Annotated in this window: 17 protein-coding genes; 12 read left to right on the top strand and 5 right to left on the bottom strand. The window is 62.7% G+C overall.

The window, feature by feature from the left end:
* The first annotated feature begins 232 nt into the window (after positions 1–232).
* On the top strand, positions 233–1,123 hold the full coding sequence (locus J2X57_RS01840; RefSeq protein WP_036113303.1) for an alpha/beta hydrolase: 891 nt from the start codon (positions 233–235) through the stop codon (positions 1,121–1,123).
* 600 nt (positions 1,124–1,723) lie between these two features.
* Here J2X57_RS01840 and J2X57_RS01835 read toward each other — a convergent pair.
* A complete protein-coding gene (locus J2X57_RS01835) occupies positions 1,724–5,437 on the bottom strand; it encodes a P-loop NTPase fold protein (RefSeq protein ID WP_309863097.1) in 3,714 nt (1,237 codons plus the stop codon).
* A gap of 421 nt (positions 5,438–5,858) precedes the next feature.
* Between J2X57_RS01835 and J2X57_RS01830 the strand changes: the two genes are divergently transcribed.
* A complete protein-coding gene (locus J2X57_RS01830; RefSeq protein ID WP_309863094.1) occupies positions 5,859–6,485 on the top strand; it encodes a hypothetical protein in 627 nt (208 codons plus the stop codon).
* Between the two features lie 706 nt (positions 6,486–7,191).
* Here the strand turns inward: J2X57_RS01830 and J2X57_RS01825 are convergent.
* A complete protein-coding gene (locus J2X57_RS01825; protein WP_309863091.1) occupies positions 7,192–7,536 on the bottom strand; it encodes a MerR family transcriptional regulator in 345 nt (114 codons plus the stop codon).
* Positions 7,537–7,645: 109 nt separating this feature from the next.
* Here J2X57_RS01825 and J2X57_RS01820 point away from each other — a divergent pair, with 109 nt between their 5' ends.
* Positions 7,646–8,578 (top strand): alpha/beta hydrolase, encoded by a 933-nt coding sequence (locus J2X57_RS01820; RefSeq protein WP_309864352.1) that lies wholly within the window; start codon positions 7,646–7,648, stop codon positions 8,576–8,578.
* Positions 8,579–8,633: 55 nt separating this feature from the next.
* Here the strand turns inward: J2X57_RS01820 and J2X57_RS01815 are convergent, their stop codons facing one another.
* Positions 8,634–10,211 carry a Gfo/Idh/MocA family oxidoreductase gene (locus J2X57_RS01815; RefSeq protein WP_309863088.1) on the bottom strand — a complete coding sequence of 526 codons (1,578 nt, stop codon included), beginning with the start codon at positions 10,209–10,211 and terminating at the stop codon, positions 8,634–8,636.
* A gap of 30 nt (positions 10,212–10,241) precedes the next feature.
* Positions 10,242–11,237, bottom strand: a complete 996-nt coding sequence (locus J2X57_RS01810; protein WP_309863084.1) for a LacI family DNA-binding transcriptional regulator — start codon at positions 11,235–11,237, stop codon at positions 10,242–10,244.
* Between the two features lie 400 nt (positions 11,238–11,637).
* Here J2X57_RS01810 and J2X57_RS01805 point away from each other — a divergent pair, with 400 nt between their 5' ends.
* The 9 genes from J2X57_RS01805 (at position 11,638) to J2X57_RS01765 (ending at position 21,218) form a co-directional block, all read left to right on the top strand.
* Complete coding sequence (locus tag J2X57_RS01805; RefSeq protein WP_309863080.1) at positions 11,638–12,828, top strand: Gfo/Idh/MocA family oxidoreductase; 1,191 nt, start codon at positions 11,638–11,640, stop codon at positions 12,826–12,828.
* The gene (locus tag J2X57_RS01800) at positions 12,825–14,051 is read left to right on the top strand and encodes a nucleoside permease (protein WP_090352008.1); all 1,227 of its coding nucleotides are present in this window, start codon (positions 12,825–12,827) and stop codon (positions 14,049–14,051) included. Before J2X57_RS01805 ends, J2X57_RS01800 begins: the two co-directional genes overlap by 4 nt.
* The gene (locus J2X57_RS01795; RefSeq protein WP_309863075.1) at positions 14,051–14,923 is read left to right on the top strand and encodes a sugar phosphate isomerase/epimerase; all 873 of its coding nucleotides are present in this window, start codon (positions 14,051–14,053) and stop codon (positions 14,921–14,923) included. Before J2X57_RS01800 ends, J2X57_RS01795 begins: the two co-directional genes overlap by 1 nt.
* A 10-nt stretch (positions 14,924–14,933) precedes the next feature.
* Positions 14,934–16,625 (top strand): GMC family oxidoreductase, encoded by a 1,692-nt coding sequence (locus J2X57_RS01790; protein ID WP_036113240.1) that lies wholly within the window; start codon positions 14,934–14,936, stop codon positions 16,623–16,625.
* A gap of 9 nt (positions 16,626–16,634) precedes the next feature.
* Positions 16,635–17,225 (top strand): gluconate 2-dehydrogenase subunit 3 family protein, encoded by a 591-nt coding sequence (locus J2X57_RS01785; RefSeq protein WP_043694001.1) that lies wholly within the window; start codon positions 16,635–16,637, stop codon positions 17,223–17,225.
* 1 nt (position 17,226) lies between these two features.
* A complete protein-coding gene (locus J2X57_RS01780) occupies positions 17,227–18,282 on the top strand; it encodes a sugar phosphate isomerase/epimerase (RefSeq protein ID WP_309863069.1) in 1,056 nt (351 codons plus the stop codon).
* 2 nt (positions 18,283–18,284) lie between these two features.
* On the top strand, positions 18,285–19,190 hold the full coding sequence (locus tag J2X57_RS01775) for a TIM barrel protein (protein WP_309863065.1): 906 nt from the start codon (positions 18,285–18,287) through the stop codon (positions 19,188–19,190).
* A gap of 20 nt (positions 19,191–19,210) precedes the next feature.
* The gene (locus J2X57_RS01770) at positions 19,211–19,987 is read left to right on the top strand and encodes a DUF1080 domain-containing protein (RefSeq protein ID WP_309863063.1); all 777 of its coding nucleotides are present in this window, start codon (positions 19,211–19,213) and stop codon (positions 19,985–19,987) included.
* A 208-nt stretch (positions 19,988–20,195) separates the two neighbouring features.
* Positions 20,196–21,218 carry a hypothetical protein gene (locus tag J2X57_RS01765; protein WP_309863059.1) on the top strand — a complete coding sequence of 341 codons (1,023 nt, stop codon included), beginning with the start codon at positions 20,196–20,198 and terminating at the stop codon, positions 21,216–21,218.
* A 111-nt stretch (positions 21,219–21,329) separates the two neighbouring features.
* Here the strand turns inward: J2X57_RS01765 and J2X57_RS01760 are convergent, their stop codons facing one another.
* Positions 21,330–23,531, bottom strand: coding sequence for a sugar nucleotide-binding protein (locus J2X57_RS01760; RefSeq protein ID WP_309863057.1), 2,202 nt, complete (start codon positions 23,529–23,531; stop codon positions 21,330–21,332).
* Between the last annotated feature and the right edge of the window lie 5 nt (positions 23,532–23,536).

The raw sequence follows: 23,536 nt of genomic DNA, 5'->3' as shown, positions 1-23,536 counted from the left end.
GGATTTTTCCCGAATCTTTCGGTGTTGAAGAATTTACACTTTCTTTTCGCGATCGCGGCCGGGTGGAACGTTTAGCCATGCAGACCAGCAACGATTCAAGAATCGCGAGGGAACGGCAGGGAATTCATGCGGCCTTCGGGTCGAGCCACGGATAGTCAGCTTCCGCCCATCGGGATGCGCGTCAGTCCACCGCCGCGCGGCGATGGCACTTTCATCCGTCGAGGAACTCCAGATGCCATTGGTCGACACCGCAAAGCTTCGTATTCACTATGCCGAGGGTGGACCTCGGGACGGCCAAACCGTGCTGCTTCTTCACGGCTGGCCGGACGATGCCAGCGCGTGGAGCGGGGTCGTCCCGAATCTGGAAGCGGCAGGTTTGAGGTGGATTGCCCCGGACCTGCGGGGGTTTGGCAAAACGCAGTTTCGCGACGGCGCAACCATTCGCGATGGCTCGGGGGTCGCCATTGCTCAGGACGCGTTCGATCTCATGGACGCCCTGGGTATCGGCGCCTTCCATATTGTCGGCCACGATTGGGGCGGCCGCGCCACCTACCATATGGCGGCGATGGCGCCTGCGCGCCTCTTATCCGCCACCGTCATTGCCATCGGCTATTCACCTCGCGGGCGGTTCACCGTTCCGGCTTACCCACAATGTGCTCGCTGGTGGTATCAGTGGTTCATGACGGCGGAAGCGGGCGCGCAAGCGGTGCGCAACGATCCCATCGGCTTTGCCCGACGGCAATGGGACACGTGGGGGCCGACGGCGTGGATCACCGAAGACGCCTTCGCGGTGGCGGCACAAGCCTTTTCAAATCCGGACTGGGTCGCGATTACTCTTCACGGCTACCAGTCGCGCTGGGAACTCCGTCCAATGGACCCCGACTACGACGCGGCGCGCGCCATGGTCGATGCGACCGAAACGCTCGAGGTGCCGATGCTGTTCTTGCAGGGCGGCGCCGATGAATGCGACCCGCCCGAAGAGTCCGAAGGGCTCGAATCCTACTTCAGTGGCGGCTATCGACGTCAGGTGCTTTCTGGGGTGGGTCATTTCCCTGCGCGTGAAGCCCCCATGGAAGTGGCGCATCTCGTCTGTCAGCACATCCGCGGTCACGCGCACGGTTGATGACTGAGGAATGGAGAGGGTGGTCGCTTACGCGATTCACCCGGGCGCGGAGGACGTGGCTGGGAGCCGTTGTGCTGAGTGGTTAATCAGCAGCGCGTGAGTTCCCAGCGTAGCGCCGTCACGGTTATCCCAACTTCGCATAATGTATATTATGTAAAATAAGCTTTGGTGGTTCCAGTGGCGTGATTGGCTTGGCCGTTGTCGAGTATTTGGGCAATTTGCCCGCAAGTTCTACATCCGCCACATCGCTACGAAGGCGGCGCGGTCGCGCGAGATAATCGTACTGCGGCTCAATTAGCGCCAAAGCTCGTTCACGATCCATTCCTTGCACCGTTTTCGACCCGTTCTGCATTGGGCGAATGATGATAATCCTCAAACCGCAACCATGCTGTGCGACGAAGCGTCGTAGCCGCTCGGGCAGGAGCAACGTGCGCTTTGGAACTGATCTTGGCCCTCTTCCGGCTGGTGGCCGGTTGCGCCAAGCTGGCCGACGATGTCTCCTCTGACGACTCTTGCGGCTGGCCCTGCCCACTTCTTTGGTGAACTTGCCCTCGCTTATTGCATAAAGCCTTCGGAAGCGTGGCAGCGACTCCCGATGGTCTAGGAAGGGACTTTCTTGACGCGCCCCCTCACGGTCGTCTCGTTCCATGTGAGGGATGAGAACCATTTGCGCGAATCCATCGCCCGCAGAATAGAATCCCGCGCCGAGGTGCGATCCACTTCGAAGTTTCGATGTGGCTGCAAACGTGCCATATCGTCGTCGAATCGCTGGAGGAGCTCCATCACTGCGGGCCATCCAAGCGCCGGCATGCCTTGCGCAAGCAGATGGGCGGCCGTTTGCCGGTCCAGGCCAGACATGGCGGCAATGTGCGCTGCGGTCTGGACCAGCGTGGGTGGGAAAGGCTCGTTCGCGGCGCACGCTTCGGCGGCCAACTTCCCCATGACAACCACCGCATCGGGTGACGCTGCGAAGGCGGCATGCTCGAAGCGTCCGAACACACGAACCGCATCCTGCCGGGAGAGAACTCCGTCGCGATAAAGCAGGAAAGCGACATCGAGGGGCATGCTCGCTTCGATAGCGGTACCTGTTAACCTCCCCCATTGGCTCGACAAATACGCTGCCTTCACCGCAGCAGAGCGATCGGCGAGTGCCGCCCACATCCTCTCGCTTATGGTCAACGCGGCGGCGCAAGCAAGTGCGAGAAGGCGACTATCCGTCACCCTTTCCGTGATGATTGACGGGTCGTCAACCATCGTCCCAGCCAGAAGGAGCGTCATTGTCGTATCAGGCAGGCGCGCTTCCGAAATGAGCCACTCCTTCATCTGGGCGTGATTCTTTAGGTCAACCCACAGCTCGCCTGAAAGCGATCCTGCGTGGCGGACCAAGTAATCGATCAATACCTGCCGGTCGGCGTCGACGGTGTCGTCGAGTCCCTCGGCGACTTGCTGCAGATGGTCCGCGAACATCCACACCGCGAGGACCCGATCGTCCACCCTGTCGCCCTTGAGAGCGCTGGACCAAAGTGCATTGTAAAGCACATCGAGGGTCGCGAACGAACAGGTGGTTCGCTCGAAGTAGTCGGCGGCAAGGTCCATCGTCGACACCTCATTGATCGCCCAGAGCGCCGCTTCCGTCGACTCGGCCAGATACCCAGGCTGCGCTAGCAAATGCTCCATCACGGCATCGATATGCCGCGTGAGAAACGCATCCATCGTCGAAGGAGCCCCGTCGCGTAGCCGCTGTATCGTCACCAAGTCGTTCGCCTGGTTGGCTGTGGTGACCGGTGCCGCCACCAAGCGCAACATCGACAGCGTCGGAGCAAGCGCATCGTGGGCCACAAGCATATCCAGTACGTCTGACGCCGTTCCCCGGTCAAGACGGCCGAACCGTAGCTGCGATTCTTCGATCCACGCCCAGCCGCCCGTCGCTGAGCCCAGGTGGGGTGCAATTAGCGTAACTCGAGGCATACCCGCGACCTCGTCACGAAAAGTCTGGTCGGCGGTGTACATCCGCCAGAGTTCGTGGACCTCAAGGGTCTCGAAGACGGCCACGACCAGTCGTTGGCGGCTATCGTCGTCGGATAGGCCATCGCTCGCCAGCAGCGCGCCCAGCAGGCGCGGCTCCTCCGACGCCACGGTTCGGATCACATACCGCATCTTGTCACGCGAGAGCAGCGCCTTGGCCACTTCAGCGAAGCGGTTCGGATAATCCCTTGCGTCGTCGAGGATGCGGCGTAGGAGCAAGGTATACCTCTGCCCCACCCCTGTTTCACGCACTACACACAGGTGATTGACCAGCGGGGCGATGAGACCCCTGCCCTTGTCGATATATTCCGGCCGAAGCTTCTTCAGCAGCTTCTCCGGATCATCGATGCTCGCGGTGACCTCGCATGCTTCGCCGCGTCGTAACGTGAGCAGTAGGTTCATATCGTCCACGCTGATCGCATGAGCGTAGAAGTAACTCAGGTAGTCCGAGTAGTCCTGGTCAAGATGCCCCGAAGCCAGCAAGTATTTCACCAAGGGGAGCTTGGCTAGCTCGTCGCCGATGGCGACTTGATAACCCGTCGTGATGCCGTCCTTGAGCGGCATTTGCTGGAGATCGGCAAGATAGGCCGCCTTGGTCGCGATCTCCGCATGAAGGGATTCGTCGTCCGCGTTGATCGCCTCGAGCCTCACGTCATAGTCGATGTCCGCCAACACGTCCGACACATTGATGAGACCCATGTGTTGCGAGTTGGCATTAATAAGTGCCACTTGCGACGTGGGTGTTGTTAGCTCATCAAAGACGTCGTCTCCTAGAAATTCGGCAAAGCTGTATCTCTCGTAACCTAATTTGAGCCAGAGGATTTCCTTCGAACCGCCGCGCATCTGTATGTGGTACCACGCAAGCATGCGCAGCTCGTCCTTCTGCCGCGCGGCATCCATCCGTTTGCGGTCTATCATTCGCTCCAGCACCGCAATACTCGCGCGGACGGTGGCAGCGTGATCGGCTCGCCAGTCCGGGTACCCTGCTATAAGCTCGTACAAGCACCCCTTGCGTTTGGTCAGCTGCCAGTAGAGGTCTGAATGAAGGTTCTTGATCGCGATCATCGCGAAGAGCTTGTCGCAGTCCAGCTTAACGTCCGACATCATGGTGCGGGCGAAAACATCGAATTCGTTGACGATGTTCTTGACCAGCCGCAGGTCGTCGATGTGATAGCAGACGGTTTCGATTAGGTCGGCGTCGACGCGCTCGGCGTAATTTAGCCCTTCGATCGCGCGCTTGCGGAGCAGCTCGGTCATCTTGGCCGTGGAGTTTTCCTTATTAATAACCGGCACGACCGGAAGGATGAAGTCGAAGAACTTGGTCTTCTCGCTGCCCGCGAAAAGCTCGTCGTTGAGGGCGTAGATGAAGCGGACGGTTTGCGCGACGTTGGATTCGTTGATAATCGCGTTGATTTCCCGCAAGCGAAAAAAGACGTCCTGTATACCGAAACGATCGAGATCCTCGATGATTACCACGTTGGTGCGGCTGCGCTGGAAGCAATACACGATTTCATCGACGTTCTTGTGCAGCACAGAACTGGACTGCATGCTTTCCAGCTTTCCACCCTTGACCGACCAGCCGTCAACGCTCACCAGCGAGAGCGAGCGCACGACGCGATAAAGCAAATAGGCGCCAATACCGAGCGCGGCAACAACGGCGTATAGCGCCGGGATGATATCGAGGATCGCCCACAGCGGTGTCAGCGACGGGCCGTTCGGCAGGGTAATCGAGGCCAGATATAGGCGCGCCGCGGCGGACATGCCCACCAGCAGTAGAAGTGTCGATACGATCGCCGGCATTCGCGGCGGCTGAACGATTCGCTTGAGGCGGGTACGAGGCAGTTCTTCGGCCGGGACTGCATAAAGCAGCTGTTGGACAATGGTCTCCTCAATCTGATTAATCAGTTCCCCGACCGTCACCTCCGAGGGCTGTGCGGCGACGACGGCTTCGTCGGCACTGACGGTAGGCTGTCGATCCTTGCGAAACGTCGCCAAGGAGACCGATGCGTAACGGAATTCGCGATGATTCGCCTTGAACGTTTGGATGAGGCTGCTCTTGCCCGCCCCATAGCCGCCGGTGATCGCAATGTTGCGTACGAGCGGATCGGCCATGGCCTGGACCAGATCCTGCTCGTAGTGGGCGGCTGCCGGGGAGGTCAGGATCGTCGGTGTGAGCGTCTCCATCGCCGCGTTCGTCGGCGGCTCGGGCCACATTGCCTGTTTCGCTCGGTGAAAACGGCCGACAAGGTCATCGACGTAGGCCCTCGCCCTGGATCTCCAGTCTTTCATTGATCTCTCCTTGGCCGAAGGCGGTGCTCGGCGGTCGCGGTGCCAAGCCCTCGCCGATACGCGCGGGCGAGCTCGTCCTTTTCCATGCGGTTCCCCTGTGACCGGTCTTGCGCGGGAAAAGCCCCCGCTCCACGATGAGGTGCTCTGATCGTTACCGCCGATCGCCTGGCGCGGCAGGCACAAGGCTGATCGCGCCGTTACGGTTGTCGTTACGTCCTTGAAGAAGCTGCAGATCCCTTCAATACTCTGCACCCGTTGAAGGCGCCGCCGTTGCTTGGGACTTTGGAGCGCAGATCCTGCCACGGATACGTAACGTGCGCTATATATAACCAACTCGGATCAAGGTCGTGCGGAGCCTCGTTAAACCGCCGGCCGACACCCCGAGCGATGGCGTCCCAAGCCGCATAGCATGGAGGTAGAAATGACAAAGGCTGATTCAGAACTCCATGTGCCCGTCGGAGGAGACTTCACCAATATCTTCGATGCCAAAACACTCCTGTCCATGCTTAATTCTCAGGATGAGAGCACCGTTGTCCTGAAGTTCCATCTTATTATGGAAGAATTTATCAACATCTGGTGCGCCAAGACAACTGCCGTCGATGATCTTTTCGCGGGGATAGACTTTGTTCCTTTTAAAACAAAACTCGCGATAGCACACAATCTAGGTTTGCCGGATGCAGGTCGAAAAGCGCTGGACAAGATCAATACCATTCGAAACCGCTATTCCCATCGGCTGAAGTTTGAAGCTAGCGCGGGTGATATCGAGTCACTGATGACTCTCATCGACAATGCGTTCCCTGAGACAAACGTCAATAAGTGTTCCCAGTCCGTCATTTCAAGTGAGGGTTCGGACGCAATGGGACGGCGCGCGACACAACGTCATGAATGGAGTTCCGGCGCGAGTAAGCAATTCTTTCTCATGTGCGTGACTCTGACGATGAAGCTCACGATATGGATTCAGAACGAGTTCAAGACGCGGGGCATTGCTTACACACTTTCAACGGGTCTTCCGCAAGATTTGGCCCGGCCGATGACCGTGCCTTCTTGAGGCCTGAATGGCTCTGCACGTGACATCTTTACGTCAGACGTAACAGGAGACATACGTCCGGGGGGGGTAGTCGAGGAGACGGAACTACGCCTGCTGAATGCCCTTGCGGCCCGGTTGCAAGAGCCACTGTGACACGTGGTCCAGAACGCCCTCACCTTGTTGTCGCCCGGATGCATGTAGGCGTTGTGTCCAGGTCCGCGCCCATTGCCTAAAACATCTGAAACGGTTACGGGGCAAGGTAATGGGTCGCGCGTCCGCCGCAGTCAAGGAATGACTCGACGCACTATCGAACCAGTCCGCGGGAAGTGGGGTCTTAGCGGCGGGGTTGTGGAACAAAGTAGCGTCATCGCTCCATGTCTCGGTCCATGGCGCTCCTGGGCGCACTTCGTAGGATAGATCGATAAGAGCGGCTACGGCAGCTACATTCGGACTGCCGCCGCGATCCCATTATTAATGACGGCGCAAATTGACATTCGTGCCTAATATCGCGTCGCTAGTTTCGAGGCTCGTCTTTTAATCCGCGACACGAAGAATAAACATCTGTTTCTCGTCAGCTGGCTACGGCGCCAGATGATGTCGCGACACAGTTAGTTCACCGACGACGCCGGGCATCCCGACTGTGGTCCCGGCTTCGTGGACCGTGACGAGAATTCCGATCGGCTCTGGACGCGCGTCGACCGGTAATCTTCGTGAGGCCTCCGGCGCGCTAGACCCCTTCGGACAGCATCCCGCGCAGTTCGGTCCGTCGCCGCTCCAGTTCCGCGATCTGGCGCTCGATGGATGCGAGCCGCCGGCGCTGCACGTCACTGGTTTCCGGACAGGCCGCGGCACCTTCGATCATGCGCATGCAGTCAGGAAATCCGCGAATCTCAGCCAGACTGAATCCCGCGGCGATCAGGCGCTGGATCTGCCGGACCTGGGTCACGGCAGCCCGGGAAAACAGGCGGTAGCCATTCAGCGCACGAGCTGAGGTCAGGAGCCCGTTGTCATCGTAGTGGCGGATTGATCGCAGGCTTGCACCGCTTTCCTTCGCGAGCGCGCCGATGGTCATTTCTGCCGGTGGCTTAGACATGGAAGGCGACACCGTTTTTTCGCTTGACAGTCACATCAGTGTGAGGGTTCAGACTGAGCTTGTCCAACCGACCCAGGAGTCATCATTTATGTGTCTGTCGAGGTTCTATCGCGCGTTCGGTGCGCTGCTGATCGTCTTTGCGATGCTGGCGGGATCGCCGGCGGCGCATGCGGAAAACAAGGCATACACCGTCACCGCCTCCGATGGCGTCGTCCTCGCCGTGCAGGAAACCGGCGATCCTGCCGGTCCTCCGGTCGTCCTGATCCATGGCCTCCTCGGAAGCCGGCTCAACTGGGAAAAGCAGTTGCAGGATCCTCGCCTGCGCCATTACCGGCTGATCACGTATGACCTGCGCGGGCACGGCCTGTCCGGCAAGCCCACGGATCCCGACGCCTACCGCGATGGACGGCGCTGGGCCGATGATCTGGCTGCGGTCATCGAAACGACAGGAGCACATAAGCCCGTGCTCGTAGGATGGTCGTTAGGCGGTGCGGTCATCTCGAATTATCTGGCGACCCATGGCGACGGCGACGTCGCCGGCGCGGTCTATGTCGACGGCGTGATCGAGTTGAAGCCCGACCAAATCACGGCCCACCCGGAGGTTTATCGCGACATGACCTCCACCGACCTGAAGACCCACCTGGACGGGGAACGCGCATTCCTCAGGTTGTGCTTCCACGAAGAACCGGACGCGACCACGTTCTCGCGCCTGTTGGCGAATGCGGCGCTCGCTTCCTGGGAGATGCAGCGCGCCGTGCCATCGATGACGGTCGATGCGGCCGAAGGACTGAGCAAGGCAAGGATCCCGCTGCTGCTGATCTATGGCGAACACGATGCCCTGGTCATGCCGGGGCCGAGCATCGCGAGGGCGAAAGCCATCAACCCAGGAATCAAGAGCAAGCTCTACGCCGCATCCGGCCACGCCCCGTTCCTGGAGGAACCTGAGCGCTTCAATCGCGACCTGTCAGCCTTTGTTCGTGCGGTCACATTGCCTCGCGCACAGACCCAGGGGGACAACTGATGCCGGGCCGCGGCTCTTGCATCACCAGCCCGGCAGATCAGAAAAACGAACCCCTTTACAACGACCACCCTGCCCGGTAGTCCCGCCGCAGGAACTGGTTCGCCTCCGACATGTTAGTGACGCGCATATTCTGCGCATCGTATTCGATGCGCCCACCCGCTCGCAGCGACACGACGCCCAGCAACATCACCTCCGTCAGCCGCGCGGCGTATTCAAAGGGCGACGTCGTCTGCCCCTTGCCCTTGCAGGCGTCCACCCAGTTCATTTCATGCGAGGTTTCGATGCGAGCGAACTTCCGCGGCGGCGTACCCACCGACTCCTGCAGCGAGTGCGGTAGCAGGCGCGGGTTGTCGCCATAGGTTTCGTGCACCAGCTTGCCCTTGTCACCCACGTACAGCACGCCACCATCGTGCATCTGCCCTGCCCCCAGCGCCTCGAGCCCAGGCGGCAGCAGCGCACCGTCGTACCACGTGAGCCGGACGGGCGGCTTGTCGCCGCGAGCCGGGAAGTCGTAGTACGTCATCGTCGCGGTGGGGTACGACTCGTGGTTGAAAGGAGTCGAGACCGTTTCCACCGAGGTCGGGAAGCCGAGGTCGAGCGACCAGAACGGCGAATCGATCAGGTGCGCGCCCATGTCGCCGATCGCACCCACGCCCCAGTCCGTCCAGCCGCGCCAGTTGAACGGGTGATAGAGCGGGTGGTACTCGATGACGGGGCCCGGGCCCAGGAACAGGTCCCACTCCAGGCCCTTCGGCATGGGGTAGTTGCCGGTCATGGCATTGGCGAGGCGGCTGTTCACCGCATCCATGTCCCAGCTTGCGTCGTCGGGCTTCGGTACCGCGCGCGGACGTGGCACGCCCTGAGGCCAGTAGCCGAGCGGCCGGTTGGTCCATGCGTGCACCTCGCGCACCTCGCCGATCGCGCCGGCGTCGATGTATTCGTGGATCAGGCGGGTGTCGTCGGTGGAATGGCCCTGATTGCCCATCTGCGTGACGATCTTCGGGTTTTCCCGTGCTTTGCGCGCCATTTCGCGGGCTTCGAAGATGGACCAGGTGAGCGGCTTCTGTACGTAGACGTGTTTGCCCAGGCTCATGGCCGCGCTGGCGATCACCGCGTGCAGGTGATCGGGTGTGGCGATGACCACCGCGTCGATATCCTTCTGCTGCTCGAGCATCTTGCGGTAATCGGTGTAGCGCTTGATGGAATCGAACTTGCCGGACAGCAGCTTCGTCTGCGCGATCCGGTCCTCCAGTTCCTTGCGCCTGGCAGCGGTCGGCGCCCTGGCAAGCCGGGCCTGGAGTTCGCCCACCCCGGCGAACATCTTGCGGAAGGATGTTTCCGTATAGCCCCAGTCGACGTCGCACAGGGCGACGATGTTCTCGCTGGCCAGGGCGCGCATGTTGGCGGCGCCCATCCCGCCGACACCGATGCCGGCGATATTCAGCCGGTCGCTGGGTGCGGTATGGCGAGGACCGCCGAGGACATGGCGGGGCAGGATCAGCAGCCCGGTCGCCGCCATGGCCGTGCCGGCGATGAAGCTGCGGCGTGAACTGTTGACGCTGCCCGGATGGCCCGCGCTAGTCTCGGCGGTGCGGGTGGGCTGCGCTTTCTCGATCTTTGGTTCGTCAGTCATGGAGAATGATCGCCTCTTGCAGTGCAACGATTACCGGTCCCGACGAGGACCCGTGGAGCCACGGACAACCAGATCGGCTGACAGCACGCGCTTGCGCGGAGGCACCTGGGGATCGTTGAGGATTTCGATGAGCATGGTCATGGCTTCGCGGCCCAGCGCGTTCTTCGGCTGGGACACGGTGGTCAGCGGGGGTGACGTGTAGCGGGAGAAACGTATGTCGTCGAAACCGACGACCGAGACGTCCTCCGGAATGCGCAGGCCTGCGGCGGTCAGCGCGCGCATCGCGCCGATGGCCATTTCGTCATTCGAGCAGAACACGGCGCTGAAGGACCGGCCCTGCGACAGGAACATCTCGACGGCGCGCTCCCCCGCTTCTATGGAGAAGTCGCCGATGGCGGTCAGCGCCGGATTCGCAACGATCTTCGCCCGCTTAAGAGCGAGGTGGTAGCCCTCTTCGCGGTCGACGCAGATGGGGCTGGAGCCGGGGCCGGCGATGAACGCGATATCGCGATGGCCCAGTGTCACGAGGTACTCGACGGCCGCGGCGGCCGCGCCGACGTTGTCCACGTACACGCTCGAAATAGCGCTGTCCTTGACGTACTCGCAAGCGTTGACGAGCGGCAGGCGCCCGTCCATCGGAATGGCCGGCACGCGATGGAACATGGTGATGATGCCGTCCGCCTGGCGCGCCGCGACCATGTCGGCATACGTCTGTTCCCGCACCAGGCTGCTCTGCGTCTCGCCGAGGAGGACGGAGTATCCCTTCTCGTACGCCACCTGCTCGATGCCTCGGATCACTTCCGAGAAGAACGGGTTGGCGATGTCCGGGAGCAACGCGATGATCAGGCGTGTCCGGGCCGTGCGCAGATTGCGCGCAAGAGCATTCGGTGTATAGCCGAGCCGCCTGACCACCTCGTGGATGCGCAGCCTCGTCTCTTCGCTGACCAGCTCGGGACGCTGCAGCGCGCGAGAGACAGTTGCAACGGAAACCTCCGCGATGGCCGCGATCTCCTTCACCGTACGCACGCGTGCAGGACGCGGCGCAACATCTGCGACAGCCTCCTTGTCCGGAGCGGCCCGTTTCCCTTTCCGCTTTGTTTCGTCGGCACTCACGCGCTGATCATCCTTTTGCACAGCCTTTTCGAACTGGCCAGCAAGCGCTGGCCGCAATGAAAATATGCTGCGCCGCAATGTAATGGATTACATAAAATCGTTGCAGGTCGCTTCGTACGTCTGATACATATCTTGGCATGTTCAGGGCGCGGTTCCACCACCCGACGCGGTGAATATGGGAAATCCATGCAGGTCGCACTTATTTCGCACCGCGTGGCATCGAATGTAATCGAATACATTTCGGCGGCATAAGACCGTCGGGGGGAAACATGGCAAGCAAGTCGCTATCGACAAGCGCCAGGACGAACGATCGATGAGTCTCGGCATGGGGCTCGTCGGCCCAGGCTTCATCGCAGCCCATCACCTGGACGCCGTGCGTCGGCTGGGAGATGTCGACATCGTCGGCATCGCTGGCTCCCGTCTCGAATCCACGACGAAGCGGGCGCGTGAGTTGAATGCCGGCAAGGCGTATGCGGATTACCGCGAACTGCTTGCCGACCCTGCCGTTCAGGTCGTGCACAACACCACGCCGAACCATCTGCACCGCGAGGTTTCTCTGGCGGCGTTGCGCGCCGGCAAGCACGTCATTTCCGACAAGCCACTCGCCGCGACCATGCAGGAGGCACGGGAGCTTTACGAAGCCGCGCGCGAGGCGAACCTCGCCCACGTCGTCACCTTCAACTATCGCGGCTATCCCCTCGTGCAGCAGGCGCGTGCCATGGTCGCCGATAAGGCGATCGGCAAGCCTGTCTTCGTGCATGGGTGCTACCTGCAGGACTGGCTCACCGACGAACGTGCGTATAGCTGGCGGCTGGACCCCAGGCTCGGCGGGGCCAGCTCCGCTCTGGGCGATATCGGGTCGCACTGGTGCGACCTGGCCGAACATGTGACCGGCGCGCGGATCACCGCCGTGCTGGCCGACCTGCACACGGTCGTGCCGGTACGTGAGGCGCCGAATGCTTCGGCCAAAGCCTTTTCCGGATCGGCGACGCGCTCCGGCAAGCGACGCAAGATCACCAGCGAAGACCTCGCGAGCGTGCTGCTGCGCTTCGATAACGGCGCACGCGGCTGCGTCACCGTGGGCCAGGTGCTGCCGGGTCACAAGAACGATCTGCGCCTCGAGGTGAACGGGCGCGAAGGCTCGCTGGCGTGGCGGCAGGAGCAGCCTAACGAACTCTGGCTGGGTCATCACGACAAGGCCAACCAGGTGCTCACGCGCGATCCCGCCTTGATGGAGCCCGGCGCGCGTGCGTACGCCCACTTGCCGGCGGGCCATCCCGAAGCCTGGGCGGATGCGTTCCGCAATGTGATCGCGGATGCCTACGCATGGATCCGCGCCGGCGCCACGGCCAAGGCGAAACCCCTTGCGCTGCCGACGTTCGCCGACGGCTACCGCAACAGCCTCGTCGTGGACGCCATGCTCAGAAGCCATGCCGCCGGCGGCGCGTGGCAGCCCGTTGAAGATCCACTCGCCCCCACACGACCCACGAGGAAACGCGGATGAAATGGCGCCTTAGAGTGATGATGCTTTTCGAGTTCGGAATCTGGGGTGCGTGGTACGTCACCGTCGGCACCTGGCTCGGCAAGACGTTGCATTTCACCGGCACGGAAATCGGTGCTGTCGCGGGTACTACCGCCGTCGGCGCGATCATCTCACCGCTGTTCGTCGGTCTGCTCGCCGATCGCCTGTTCGATACGCGGCGGGTGCTGACACTGTTGCATCTGCTCGGTGCCGTCCTGTTGGTGGTTGCCGCGCAGCAGACGACGTTCGCGATGGTCTACGCGCCGCTGCTTGCCTACAGCCTGTGCTACATGCCGACGCTGGCCCTCACGGCGTCGCTGGCCATGCGCCACATCGCGAGTCCGCAGGAGGAATTCGGCGCCATTCGCGTGTTCGGCAGTATCGGCTGGATCGTGGTCGGCCTGGTGGTCGGCGCATGGGGTGTGGAAGCCACGGCATCTCCCCTGCTCCTGGCTGCCGGCCTCTCGGTGGTGATGGCCGGTTACTGCTTCACCCTCCCGCCGACACCGCCGCTGGCTCGCCATACCCGTTTCGAACTGCGCCATGCCCTGCCGCTGGAATCGCTGCACCTGCTGCGCGAGCGTTCCATGTTCGTGTTCGCCCTCGCCTCGTTCCTGATCTGTATCCCCCTGCAGTTCTACTACGCCTTCACCAATCTGTTCCTCAACGAGGTCGGCGTGGTGAACGCCGCCGGCAAGATGACCGGCGGGCAGATGTCCGAGCTGTTCTTCATGTTGCTCATTCCCTGGTTCTTCCGCCGCCTCGGGGTGAAGTGGATGCTCGCCGTCGGCATGCTCGCCTGGGTGGTGCGCTACGGCATGTTCGCCTTCGGCGGCAGCGGCGAGCTGATGTGGATGCTCTGGTTGGGCATCGTCCTGCACGGCGTCTGCTTCGATTTCTTCTTCGTCGTCGGCCAGATCTACATCGACCGCGAGGCACCGCCAGCGTTGCGCGCGGCCACACAGGGCCTGATCACCTTCCTCACGTACGGCCTGGGCATGTTCGTGGGCTCGTGGCTTTCGGGCATCGTGGTCCAGACCTATACCCGCGCCGATGGCAGCCATGACTGGCATGGCATCTGGATCATCGCCGGCGCCTTCGCCGCCGCCGTCTTCGCCCTGTTCGTCCTGCTGTTCAAGGATCGCAAGGCGGCCATCGCCAGTGGCGTCGTCGGCGCCCACTCACCCGGAACCCGTCCCACATGATGAATCGCAGGCAATTCCTCGCGCGCTCCGCGGTGTTCGGCACCGCGCTGGGCCTCGGCCTCGCTGCGCCAGGCAAACTCCTTGCCGCCGCATCGACGGGCAAGGGCCTCGGCATCCAGCTGTACATGGTGCTCGACGCCTATCAGGCCGATCCCGCCGGCACGCTCAGAACGCTCAAGGCGATCGGGTATACGGAGATCGAAGCCATCGTGACCAGCACGGCCGAGAGCCTGCGCGACCAGTTGAAGGTCGCCGATCTGGGCTGCCCCAGCCTGCACTTCGACAGCCTCGGCTTCGAGCCGGGCATAAAGGCCGCGCATACGCTCGGCGCGCAGTACATCGTCAGCAGCTCGCTGCCGTCGATCCTGCAAAAAGAAAGCGGGAAGCCGGGCGAGCCGACCTACACCCTGGATGACGCCAGGCGCATCGCCGCACGTGCGAATACGCTGGGCAAGAGAGCCCACGAAGCCGGACTGCGCTACGCGTATCACAACCACCACGCGGAGTTCACCGACGTGGGCGACGGGAAGACGTTTTACGACATCCTGCTTGCGGAGACCGACCCGACGTTCGTGCACTTCGAGCTGGACTGCGGCTGGGCGCATGCGGGTGGCAAGGATCCGGCCGGGTATTTCAGGGCCAACCCAGGCCGCATCGCACTGATGCACGCCAAGGATTTCCTCCCCGGCCATGCAGGTGATTACCCGGGCGCCGAGCTTGGACGCGGCACGCTGGATTACAAACCCATCATGGCGGCGGCCGAGGCCAACGGACTGAAGCACTGCTTCGTCGAGCAGGAAGGCCCATACACCCGCATGAGTTCGCTTGACGCCGCACGCGTCGATTTCAACTACCTGCATCCGCTGCGCTGAAGGCTTGAGCATGGAAAAGAACACATACGACGCGATCGTTGTCGGCACCGGTGTCAGCGGTGGCTGGGCGGCGAAGGAACTCACCGAGAAAGGGCTGAAGACGCTCGTGCTCGACCGCGGCCCGATGGTGAAGCACCTGGATTACCCCACCGCCATGAAGGCGCCGTGGGAATTGCCATACGGTGACGAGCCGACGCAGGAGGACCTCGCCCGCTGGCCCAAGCACACGCGCCCGTCGTTTTACGGCATCACCCAGTCGACCAAGCACTGGTTTGCCGACGACATCGACAACCCGTACGAAGAAACCAAGCCGTTCGACTGGTTCCGCGGCTACCACGTCGGCGGGCGCTCGCTGATGTGGGGCCGGCAGAGCTACCGTCTCAGCCCGATGGACTTCGAGGCCAACGGCAAGGAAGGCGTGGGCGTGGACTGGCCCATCCGATACGACGATATCGCCCCGTGGTACGACCACGTCGAGCATTTCATCGGCGTCAGTGGCAACAACGATCATCTGGCGCAGTTGCCGGACGGCAATTACCTGCCGCCCATGGACCTCAACTGCGTCGAGAAGGATTTTCAGGCCAAGCTGGACAGCAAGTTCAGGCGCAAGCTGATCATCGGGCGTACCGCGAACCTGTCCGCCCCGCTCAAGCATGACCAGAGCCCGCAGCGTGGCACCTGCCAGTACCGCAACATGTGCATGCGCGGTTGTCCCTTCGGCGGTTACTTCAGCAGCAACTCGTCCACCCTGCCCTCCGCCGAGCGCACGGGCAACATGACGATGGTGACCGACGCCATCGTGTACGAGCTGATCTACGACAACGACAAGGGCAAGGCCACCGGCGTGCGCGTGCTCGATGCCAACACCGGGCACCAGACCGAATACTTCGCCAAAGTGATCTTCATGTGCGCCTCCACGTTCGGCACCGCACACATCCTGATGAACTCCACCTCCACCCGCTTCCCGAACGGGTTCGGCAACGACAGCGGCGAGCTCGGCCACAACATCATGGATCACCTTTTCGGGACCGGTGCGCGCGCCATGGTGGAGGGTCATGAAGACCGCTACTACGCCGGCCGCCGGCCCACGGGCTTCTACATCCCGCGCTACCGCAACATCGGCAGCGACCGGCAGAAGTACCTGCGCGGGTTCGGCTTCCAGGGGGGCGCGGGCCGGCAGGACTGGACCCGCCTCGTCGACCAGGCCGCGCTGGGGGAAGACCTGAAGCGCGCCGCCCAGGAGCCCGGCCCGTGGTACGTGTCGATGATGGGCTTCGGCGAGATGCTGCCCTCGCACAAGAACTTCGTGACGCTGGATCGCAGCCACAAGGACAAGTACGGCATGCCGGTCCTCAACTTCGACGCGGCCCACCAGGAAAACGAGATCGCGATGGGCAAGGCGATCATCGACGACGCGGTGGAGATGCTCACCGGTGCGGGTTACCGCGACGTGAGCCACTTCACGATGAAGGCGAACGTCGGCGCCGGCATCCATGAAATGGGTACCGCACGCATGGGCCGCGATCCGAAGACCTCGGTGCTCAACGGATGGAACCAGATGCACGCCTGCAAGAACGTCTACGTGACCGATGGCTCGGCCATGACCTCATCCGGCTGCCAGAACCCGTCCCTCACTTACATGGCGCTGACCGCACGCGCGGCCAACCACGCCGTGGAAGAACTCAAGCGCGGCAATCTCTGAGGACCGCCCATGAATCGTCGCGAATGGTTGAAAAGCATGTCCGCGCTGGCCATCGGCGCCATCGCGGGACCGTCCCTCCTGGCGGTGTTCGACGCGCACGCCGCGTCGCAAGCACCGGCCGCCAGGCCCGAATTCTTCGACCCGGCGCAGTACAGCCTCGTTGGCGCAGTGTCGGACATCATCATCCCGCGCACCGATACGCCGGGCGCGGTCGACGCGGGCGTCCCTTTATTCATGGACCAGCTGTTCAAGGCGGTCTATGCAAAAGATGACCAAGCGCGCTACCTCGACGCCGCGGCCGCCTTCGACAAGGCCGGTGGCAAGCCCTTTCTCCAGCTGAGCGACGCGCAACGCAAAGCGCTGGTAAAGAAGCTTCACGCCGAGGCGCTCGCCGCACCGAAGGGTGGCAAGCTGCCCCCGGCCAGCGACTTCGTGCTCATGACCAAGAAGCTCACGATGCTGGGCTTCTTTCTCTCCCAGCCCGGTTGCACGCAAGTGCTTCAGTACGACCCGGTACCCGCCCGCTGGCAGCCCGATATCCCGCTATCCCAGGCCGGCAACGGACATGCCTGGGCGGTCGAAGCCTCACTGAAGATCTGATATGAAGACACTCAAGGGTCCCGGCATCTTCCTCGCCCAGTTCGCATCGGACGAGGCGCCCTTCAACTCGCTGCCCGAGATCGCGCGCTGGGCCTCGTCGCTTGGCTTTGTCGGCGTGCAGATCCCTTCCAACGATCGACGCCTGTTCGATCTCCAGCAGGCCGCCGCCAGCACGGCTTACTGCGACGACATCATCGGTATGCTGGCCGGGCACGGCCTTCAGGTCACGGAACTTTCCACTCACCTGCAAGGGCAGCTGGTGGCGTCGCACCCTGCCTACGATCGCCTGTTCGACGGCTTCGCTCCCGCGGAGCTGCGTGGCAAGCCGCAAGAACGCCAGGCATGGGCCGTGCAGCAACTCAAGCTCGCGGCAACCGCCAGCAGGAACCTCGGCCTCAAGGCGCACGCGACGTTCTCCGGTGCCCTGGCCTGGCAGCTGTTCTATCCGTGGCCCCAACGCCCTGCCGGGCTTGTCGACGAAGCCTTTGCGGAGCTGGCCCGGCGCTGGAAGCCGATCCTGGATGCCTTCGACGAGGCGGGCGTCGATGTCTGTTACGAACTGCACCCGGGTGAAGACCTGCACGACGGCGCCACCTTCGAGCGCTTCCTCCACGCCGTGGACCACCATCCGCGGGCGAACATCCTGTTCGACCCGAGCCACATGGTGTTGCAGCAGATGGACTACCTGCGGTTCATCGACCACTACCACGAGCGTATCCGCGCGTTTCACGTGAAGGACGCCGAGTTCCGGCCTGACGGACGCTCAGGCGTCTACGGTGGCTACCAGAACTGGATCGACCGGCCGGGACGTTTCCGTTCCCTGGGCGATGGCCAGATCGATTTCGGTGCGATCTTCAGCAAGCTCGCGCAATACGACTACCCCGGCTGGGCGGTGCTCGAATGGGAATGCTGCATCAAGGACGCGCAGCAGGGCGCGCAGGAAGGTGCTCCCTTCATCCGCGACCACATCATCAAGGTCACCGAACGCGCCTTCGACGATTTCGCTTCGTCGGGTAGCGAGCGTTCGTTCAATCGCCAGATACTGGGGCTCGAATGAGCATGCGTGACGACACCACCGATATCGGGCGCCGTAACGCGCTGGGCCGTATCGCCACGGCCGCGGCGATGGCGGGCGCAGCGCCCCTGCTCACCTCCGCCGCGACAAGCGGCCCCAGGGTGGGAGCCCCGGCTATCGGCGGTGGCCGGCTCAGGCAATCGCTGAGCCGCTGGACCTCCAGGGCCCCGCTTCCCGAGCTGTGCACGCGGCTGAAGGCCCTCGGTTTCGCAGGCGTCGATCTGCTCTACGCCGATGAGTGGTCGGTGGTGACGGATCACGGCCTGGCCGTATCGATGGGTTATCCCGCCAGGCGGGACAACTTCATCGAGATGGGCTTCAACGATCCGGCGAACCATGCCGTTCTGATCCGGGAGATCGAGACCACGATCCCGCTTGCCAAACGCGCCGGCGTCACCAACATCATCACCATGTTCGGCAACCGCAAGGACGGTATCGACGACCAGCGGGCCATCGACAACTGCATTGCCGGACTGGGAAAGATCGCGCCGTACGCCGCGGAAAACGGCATCACGCTGTGCCTCGAGCTGCTGAACAGCAAGGTCGACCATCATGGCTATCAGGGCGACCGCACCGCGTTCGGCGTGGCCGTGACCAAGGGCCTCGGTTCTCCCAGCGTGAAGCTGCTTTACGACATCTACCACATGCAGATCATGGAGGGTGACGTGATTCGCACCATCCGCGACAACATCCAGTGGATCGGTCACTTCCATACGGGCGGTGTACCTGGCCGCCACGACATCGACGGCACGCAGGAGCTCAACTACCACGCCGTCGCCCGGGCCATCGCCGATCTGAACTACCAGGGCTTCATCGCTCACGAATTTTCGCCATCGCGCCCGAATCCCTTCGATTCGTTCGCCGAGGCTTACAGGATCTGCACCGTATGACATCTTCCAGAGGAATGCCCATGAAGCGCATCGGCGCCGCCACGTTCACCCTCTTTACTGTCGCGAGCCTGGGCTCGTCCTGCGCCCTGGCACAAGACGATCCGAAGGCCACGGAACGATGGGAGCCGGTACCGAAGGTGGTGACTCCAGGTGCAAAGGAGAACGCGCCGCCGTCCGATGCGGTCGTGCTCTTCGACGGCCACGACCTCCGTGGTTGGGAGGCATCGAAAGACCAGTCGCCGGCGGCCTGGAAGGTGCACGACGGCATCGTCACCGTCGACAAGACCACGGGCAATATCCAGACCCGGCAGCGCTTCCACAGCTATCAGCTGCACCTGGAATGGCAGATTCCCAGGGACATCACCGGCGAGGGCCAGGGCCGCGGCAACAGCGGCGTGTTCCTTGCCTCCACCGGCCCCGGCGACGAGGGTTACGAAGTCCAGATCATGGATTCGTTCGAAAACGCGACCTATGTCAACGGACAGGCCGCGAGCATCTACAAACAGGCGGCCCCGTTGGTCAACGCCGCGCGCCATCCTGGCGACTGGCAGACCTACGACATCGTATGGACCGCGCCGGTGTTCGCCGCGGACGGCTCGGTGAAGTCGCCGGCGTACCTCACGCTGTTTCACAACGGCGTGCTGGTGCAAAACCACACCGAACTGACCGGCGAGACCTTCTACATCGGCAAGCCGAAGTACAAGCCGTACACGACGGCGGCGATCAAGCTGCAGGCCCATGGCGACCATTCGCAACCGATCAGCTTCCGCAATATCTGGGTGCGTCCGCTGGACTAAAGGCGCCCCCGCTCCGGACGTCACATCCCTGTAGCCGGTGAGCCACCGGACAACGGTAAGGTCGAATCAGTCGGAATAGTTGACGACACGCCCCGCGCACGCTTCGATCACGTCGCACCAGACACTGTCCGCGCTTCTTCATCGGTATGCGTGAGCGTACCGGTTTCATCGGGCGTTTCTTGCCGGTCAGCGGCTACAGGGTTTTTCTATGAACACCATTCACACCGAATCGGGTTACTCCTTGCCAGGCAGCGATGCCTATTCTCCATTGCTCCGGCGCATTTCCTGGGGATCCATCTTCGCCGGCGTCATCATCGCTGTCGTCATCCAGCTCGTGCTGAGCCTCATCGGCGCTGGCGTTGGCCTTAGTGTTGCCGATCCGGTGCATCACGATTCGCCGGATGCGTCCGCCTATGGCTTTGGCGCGGCAGCATGGTGGGGCATCAGCAGCGTGCTTGCTCTCATGGCCGGCGGCTGGGTGGCAGGGCATCTTGCGGCCGCGCCTGGCCGCACGGATGCGATGCTGCACGGGCTGGTGACCTGGGGGCTGGCCAGCCTGATCGGCGCTTACCTGGTGGCCTCGACGTTCGCATCCGTCGTAAAGGGCGGCGCCACGGCGGTCGGTGCGACCGCGGCGGCAGCGGGAAGCGGCCTCGCGGCAGCGGCGGGTCCGGCGGCGGACGAAGCGAAGAAACAGCTGGCGGCGAACGGCATCACCATGGATTCGCTGAAGGCTCAGGCTCAGGAGCTGATGGCCCAGACCGGCAAGCCGGCGTTGCAGCCGGAGGCCGTCAAACAGCAGACCGAGGGCGCGCTCAATCAGCTGAATAACGCAAGCCAGAATGGCACGGGGGAAGATGTGCAGGCGGTAGCGCAGCGCATCATTACGTCGGGAAGCGACACGGTTCAGCAGGCCGACCGTCAGGCCCTGGTGAATGTGGTCATGGCACGGACCGGTGCCAGCCAGCAGGACGCCGAGCAGCGAGTCGACGCGTGGGTTACGCAGTATCAGCAGACCAAGGCCAAGATCGCGCAGGCGACCGCTGAAGCCGAAGCGAAAGCCCGCGAAGCTGCGGATACCGCCGCGAAGGCCGCCGCCAAAGCCGCTCTGGGTGGCGCCGTCGCCTTGATCCTGGGTGCCATGGCTGCTGCGCTCGGTGGCGCCCTCGCCGGCCGACGCTATGTGGTCGTTCACGACGCGGCCGGTACGGCTGGCGTTTACGGCCGCTAAAGCTACCGTTGCCTGAGTGACGTTTGCTATCGGAACCCTCCCTGGCTTCGGCCCGGGAGGATTCTCGACATCGACGCGGTGAGGTCCTCGCGTCCCCGCTAAAGCCTGAGATTAAGTTCCTAAATAGCGATCCAACGCATCGTCCAGGCTTGGCATCGAAAATCCGCGTTGACTGCCCAGGGCGCTGTATCGCGGCAGGACGGCGGCGATGCCGCTCCGCCGGGCAGCGCGGTCACGCAGTCTCTTGCTGTCGACGCCCGCCCGCGCGGCGGCCCGCACGGCGAGTTGCGACCACGTGACGGCGTCTCCGTTGGTAATGTGCCAGATGCCCGCTTCCCGGTCGATCAACAGATCCAGACACGTGTCGACCAGGTCCGGAACGTAGGTGGGCGAGATCGTGACGTCGTGGGCCGCCTGAAAGGATTGGCCTGCCCGTAGAGCGCGTAGTGCGGACGCGACGAAGCTGTTCTCGTGGGATGGGCCGAAGAGTGCGCTGGTTCTCACCACGAGCGCACCGGGGTATCGGTCGAGCACGAGAGTCTCTGAGCGCGCTTTGCTTAACCCGTACACATTCAACGGCGATACGGCGTCGCTTTCCAGATAGGGAGAACGGCGCTCTCCATCGAAGACGAGATGGCTCGAGAACGTCAGCAGTTCGATACCCTCTCTTGCACAGGCGCGCGCCAGGATCTCCGGCCCTAACGCGTTTTCCCGGAAACATCGCGTCGGATCGCGCTCGGCCTCGTCGACACGCGCATACCCAGCCGCGTTTATGACGGCCCATGGGCGGAAACGGACCAGAGCAGCGTGTACGGAATCCGCATCCGCGATGTCGAGCTCGCTCCGGTTCAACAGGCGATGGTGAAGGTCTCGTTCGGCACAGGCGCGTGCAAACGTCCGGCCTAACATGCCGTTGGCACCGATGATCACGATCGATGGGCGCTCATTGTCGGCGCGTAAGCACGGCAAAGAGCTCACACGCATGGGAGGCAGCCCGATAGCGGGTGACGCCGCTGCTTCGCCGCCGAATCGTTGCGGCCTTTGCCACCAGCCAGTGCCGGAAAGTGCGGGATGCGTCGCCGTCTCGCGAGAGGCCAGAGCGCGCATCAGGCCGGTGAGCGCTGTCCCTCGTGGCTGCCCGCTGCGTACATCGAAAGCCCCTGTTTCGTAATACCCCTGGCGCTCGGTAAGCAGACAGTTCCAGTCGTATGAACCCAGCAGACTCCACGCGGTAACCGCCTGTATATCGGCGCCCGCGCGCCTGGCTTCGTCCGCTCCGGTCCATAGCCCCGCGAGCCAGCGCATCTGACCTTCCCGCCGGGCGTCGATATGCGCTTCCGTGACTGCGACAGGTAAGCCATAGCGCCGCCACGCCTCCATCAGAAGCGGTGCGATGTCACCCACCGGCCCGGCGACCGCCCGCGCGGCCTCGACATCCGCGTAGCGTTCACGACCGTTGCCACCGTGGCAGGAAGCGGGATATTTCTCCAGATTTCCATCCAGAAAGCGATCGCTCGTGACGTAGTGGTTGACGCCGATGACGTCCGGCGGACGCGGATGCTCAGCGAACCAGGCGATGTCCGCCTCACTCGCCTGGCAGGCGTTCCGCAACCACGGCCACAGCGGGTGATCCTGCCCCACCCTTCCGCAAACCAGGTCCCAGCCCAGCCAGCGGAGCCGATTGTTGAAGTCCGCCTGATACTGCAGCGCAGGCGTGGCATACGTCGTCCCTAAGTCATCGGTTTGTATGAGGCGCGCGGCAGGGTTGACGCGCTCGATCGCACGCATGGCGAGCACGATGCCGCGACACTGATTGAACAAGGCCTTCCGGAACGTCACCACGTCGCGCCCGTGCGGATACCAGAGCCCGTAAAGTCCGCTGAAGCGGGCCGTGGTCAACGGCTCGTTGACCGGCGTGTAGTCTTCGATCCAGGGATAGCGCCGTGCGACCATGCTTGCGTAGCGCGCAAGCTTCTCCGGAAACTGCGGATCGACGAGGCTGGTGTCGCGAGGGCCGCTGCCGTGATGCACCAGCCCGACGATCGGCCGCATCGGCAACTGGCGAAGTGCTGCGAGATGCGCGTCGGACCACGCCCAGTCCGCCCCGCTCCCGCCGTCAGTCATCACACGCTCCCAAAGGACGGGATAACGCAGCGCACGAATACCCAACTCGGCAAAGCGATGCAGATCCCCTTCTCCACCGACATAGGGGCGCTGGTCTAGCTGACTGAAATAACGGTCACCGACACGGTTGACGGTACACTCGATGCCGCCCCACAGTTCTAGCCCGCCGACCTCTGCCCGTGCGTCCATAGCGC

It is taken from the genome of Luteibacter sp. 1214 (genome assembly GCF_031455395.1).
Taxonomy (GTDB): Bacteria; Pseudomonadota; Gammaproteobacteria; order Xanthomonadales; family Rhodanobacteraceae; genus Luteibacter; species Luteibacter mycovicinus.
Note: the sequence above shows the minus strand (reverse complement) of the source record. Positions and strands in the feature narration are given on the sequence as shown.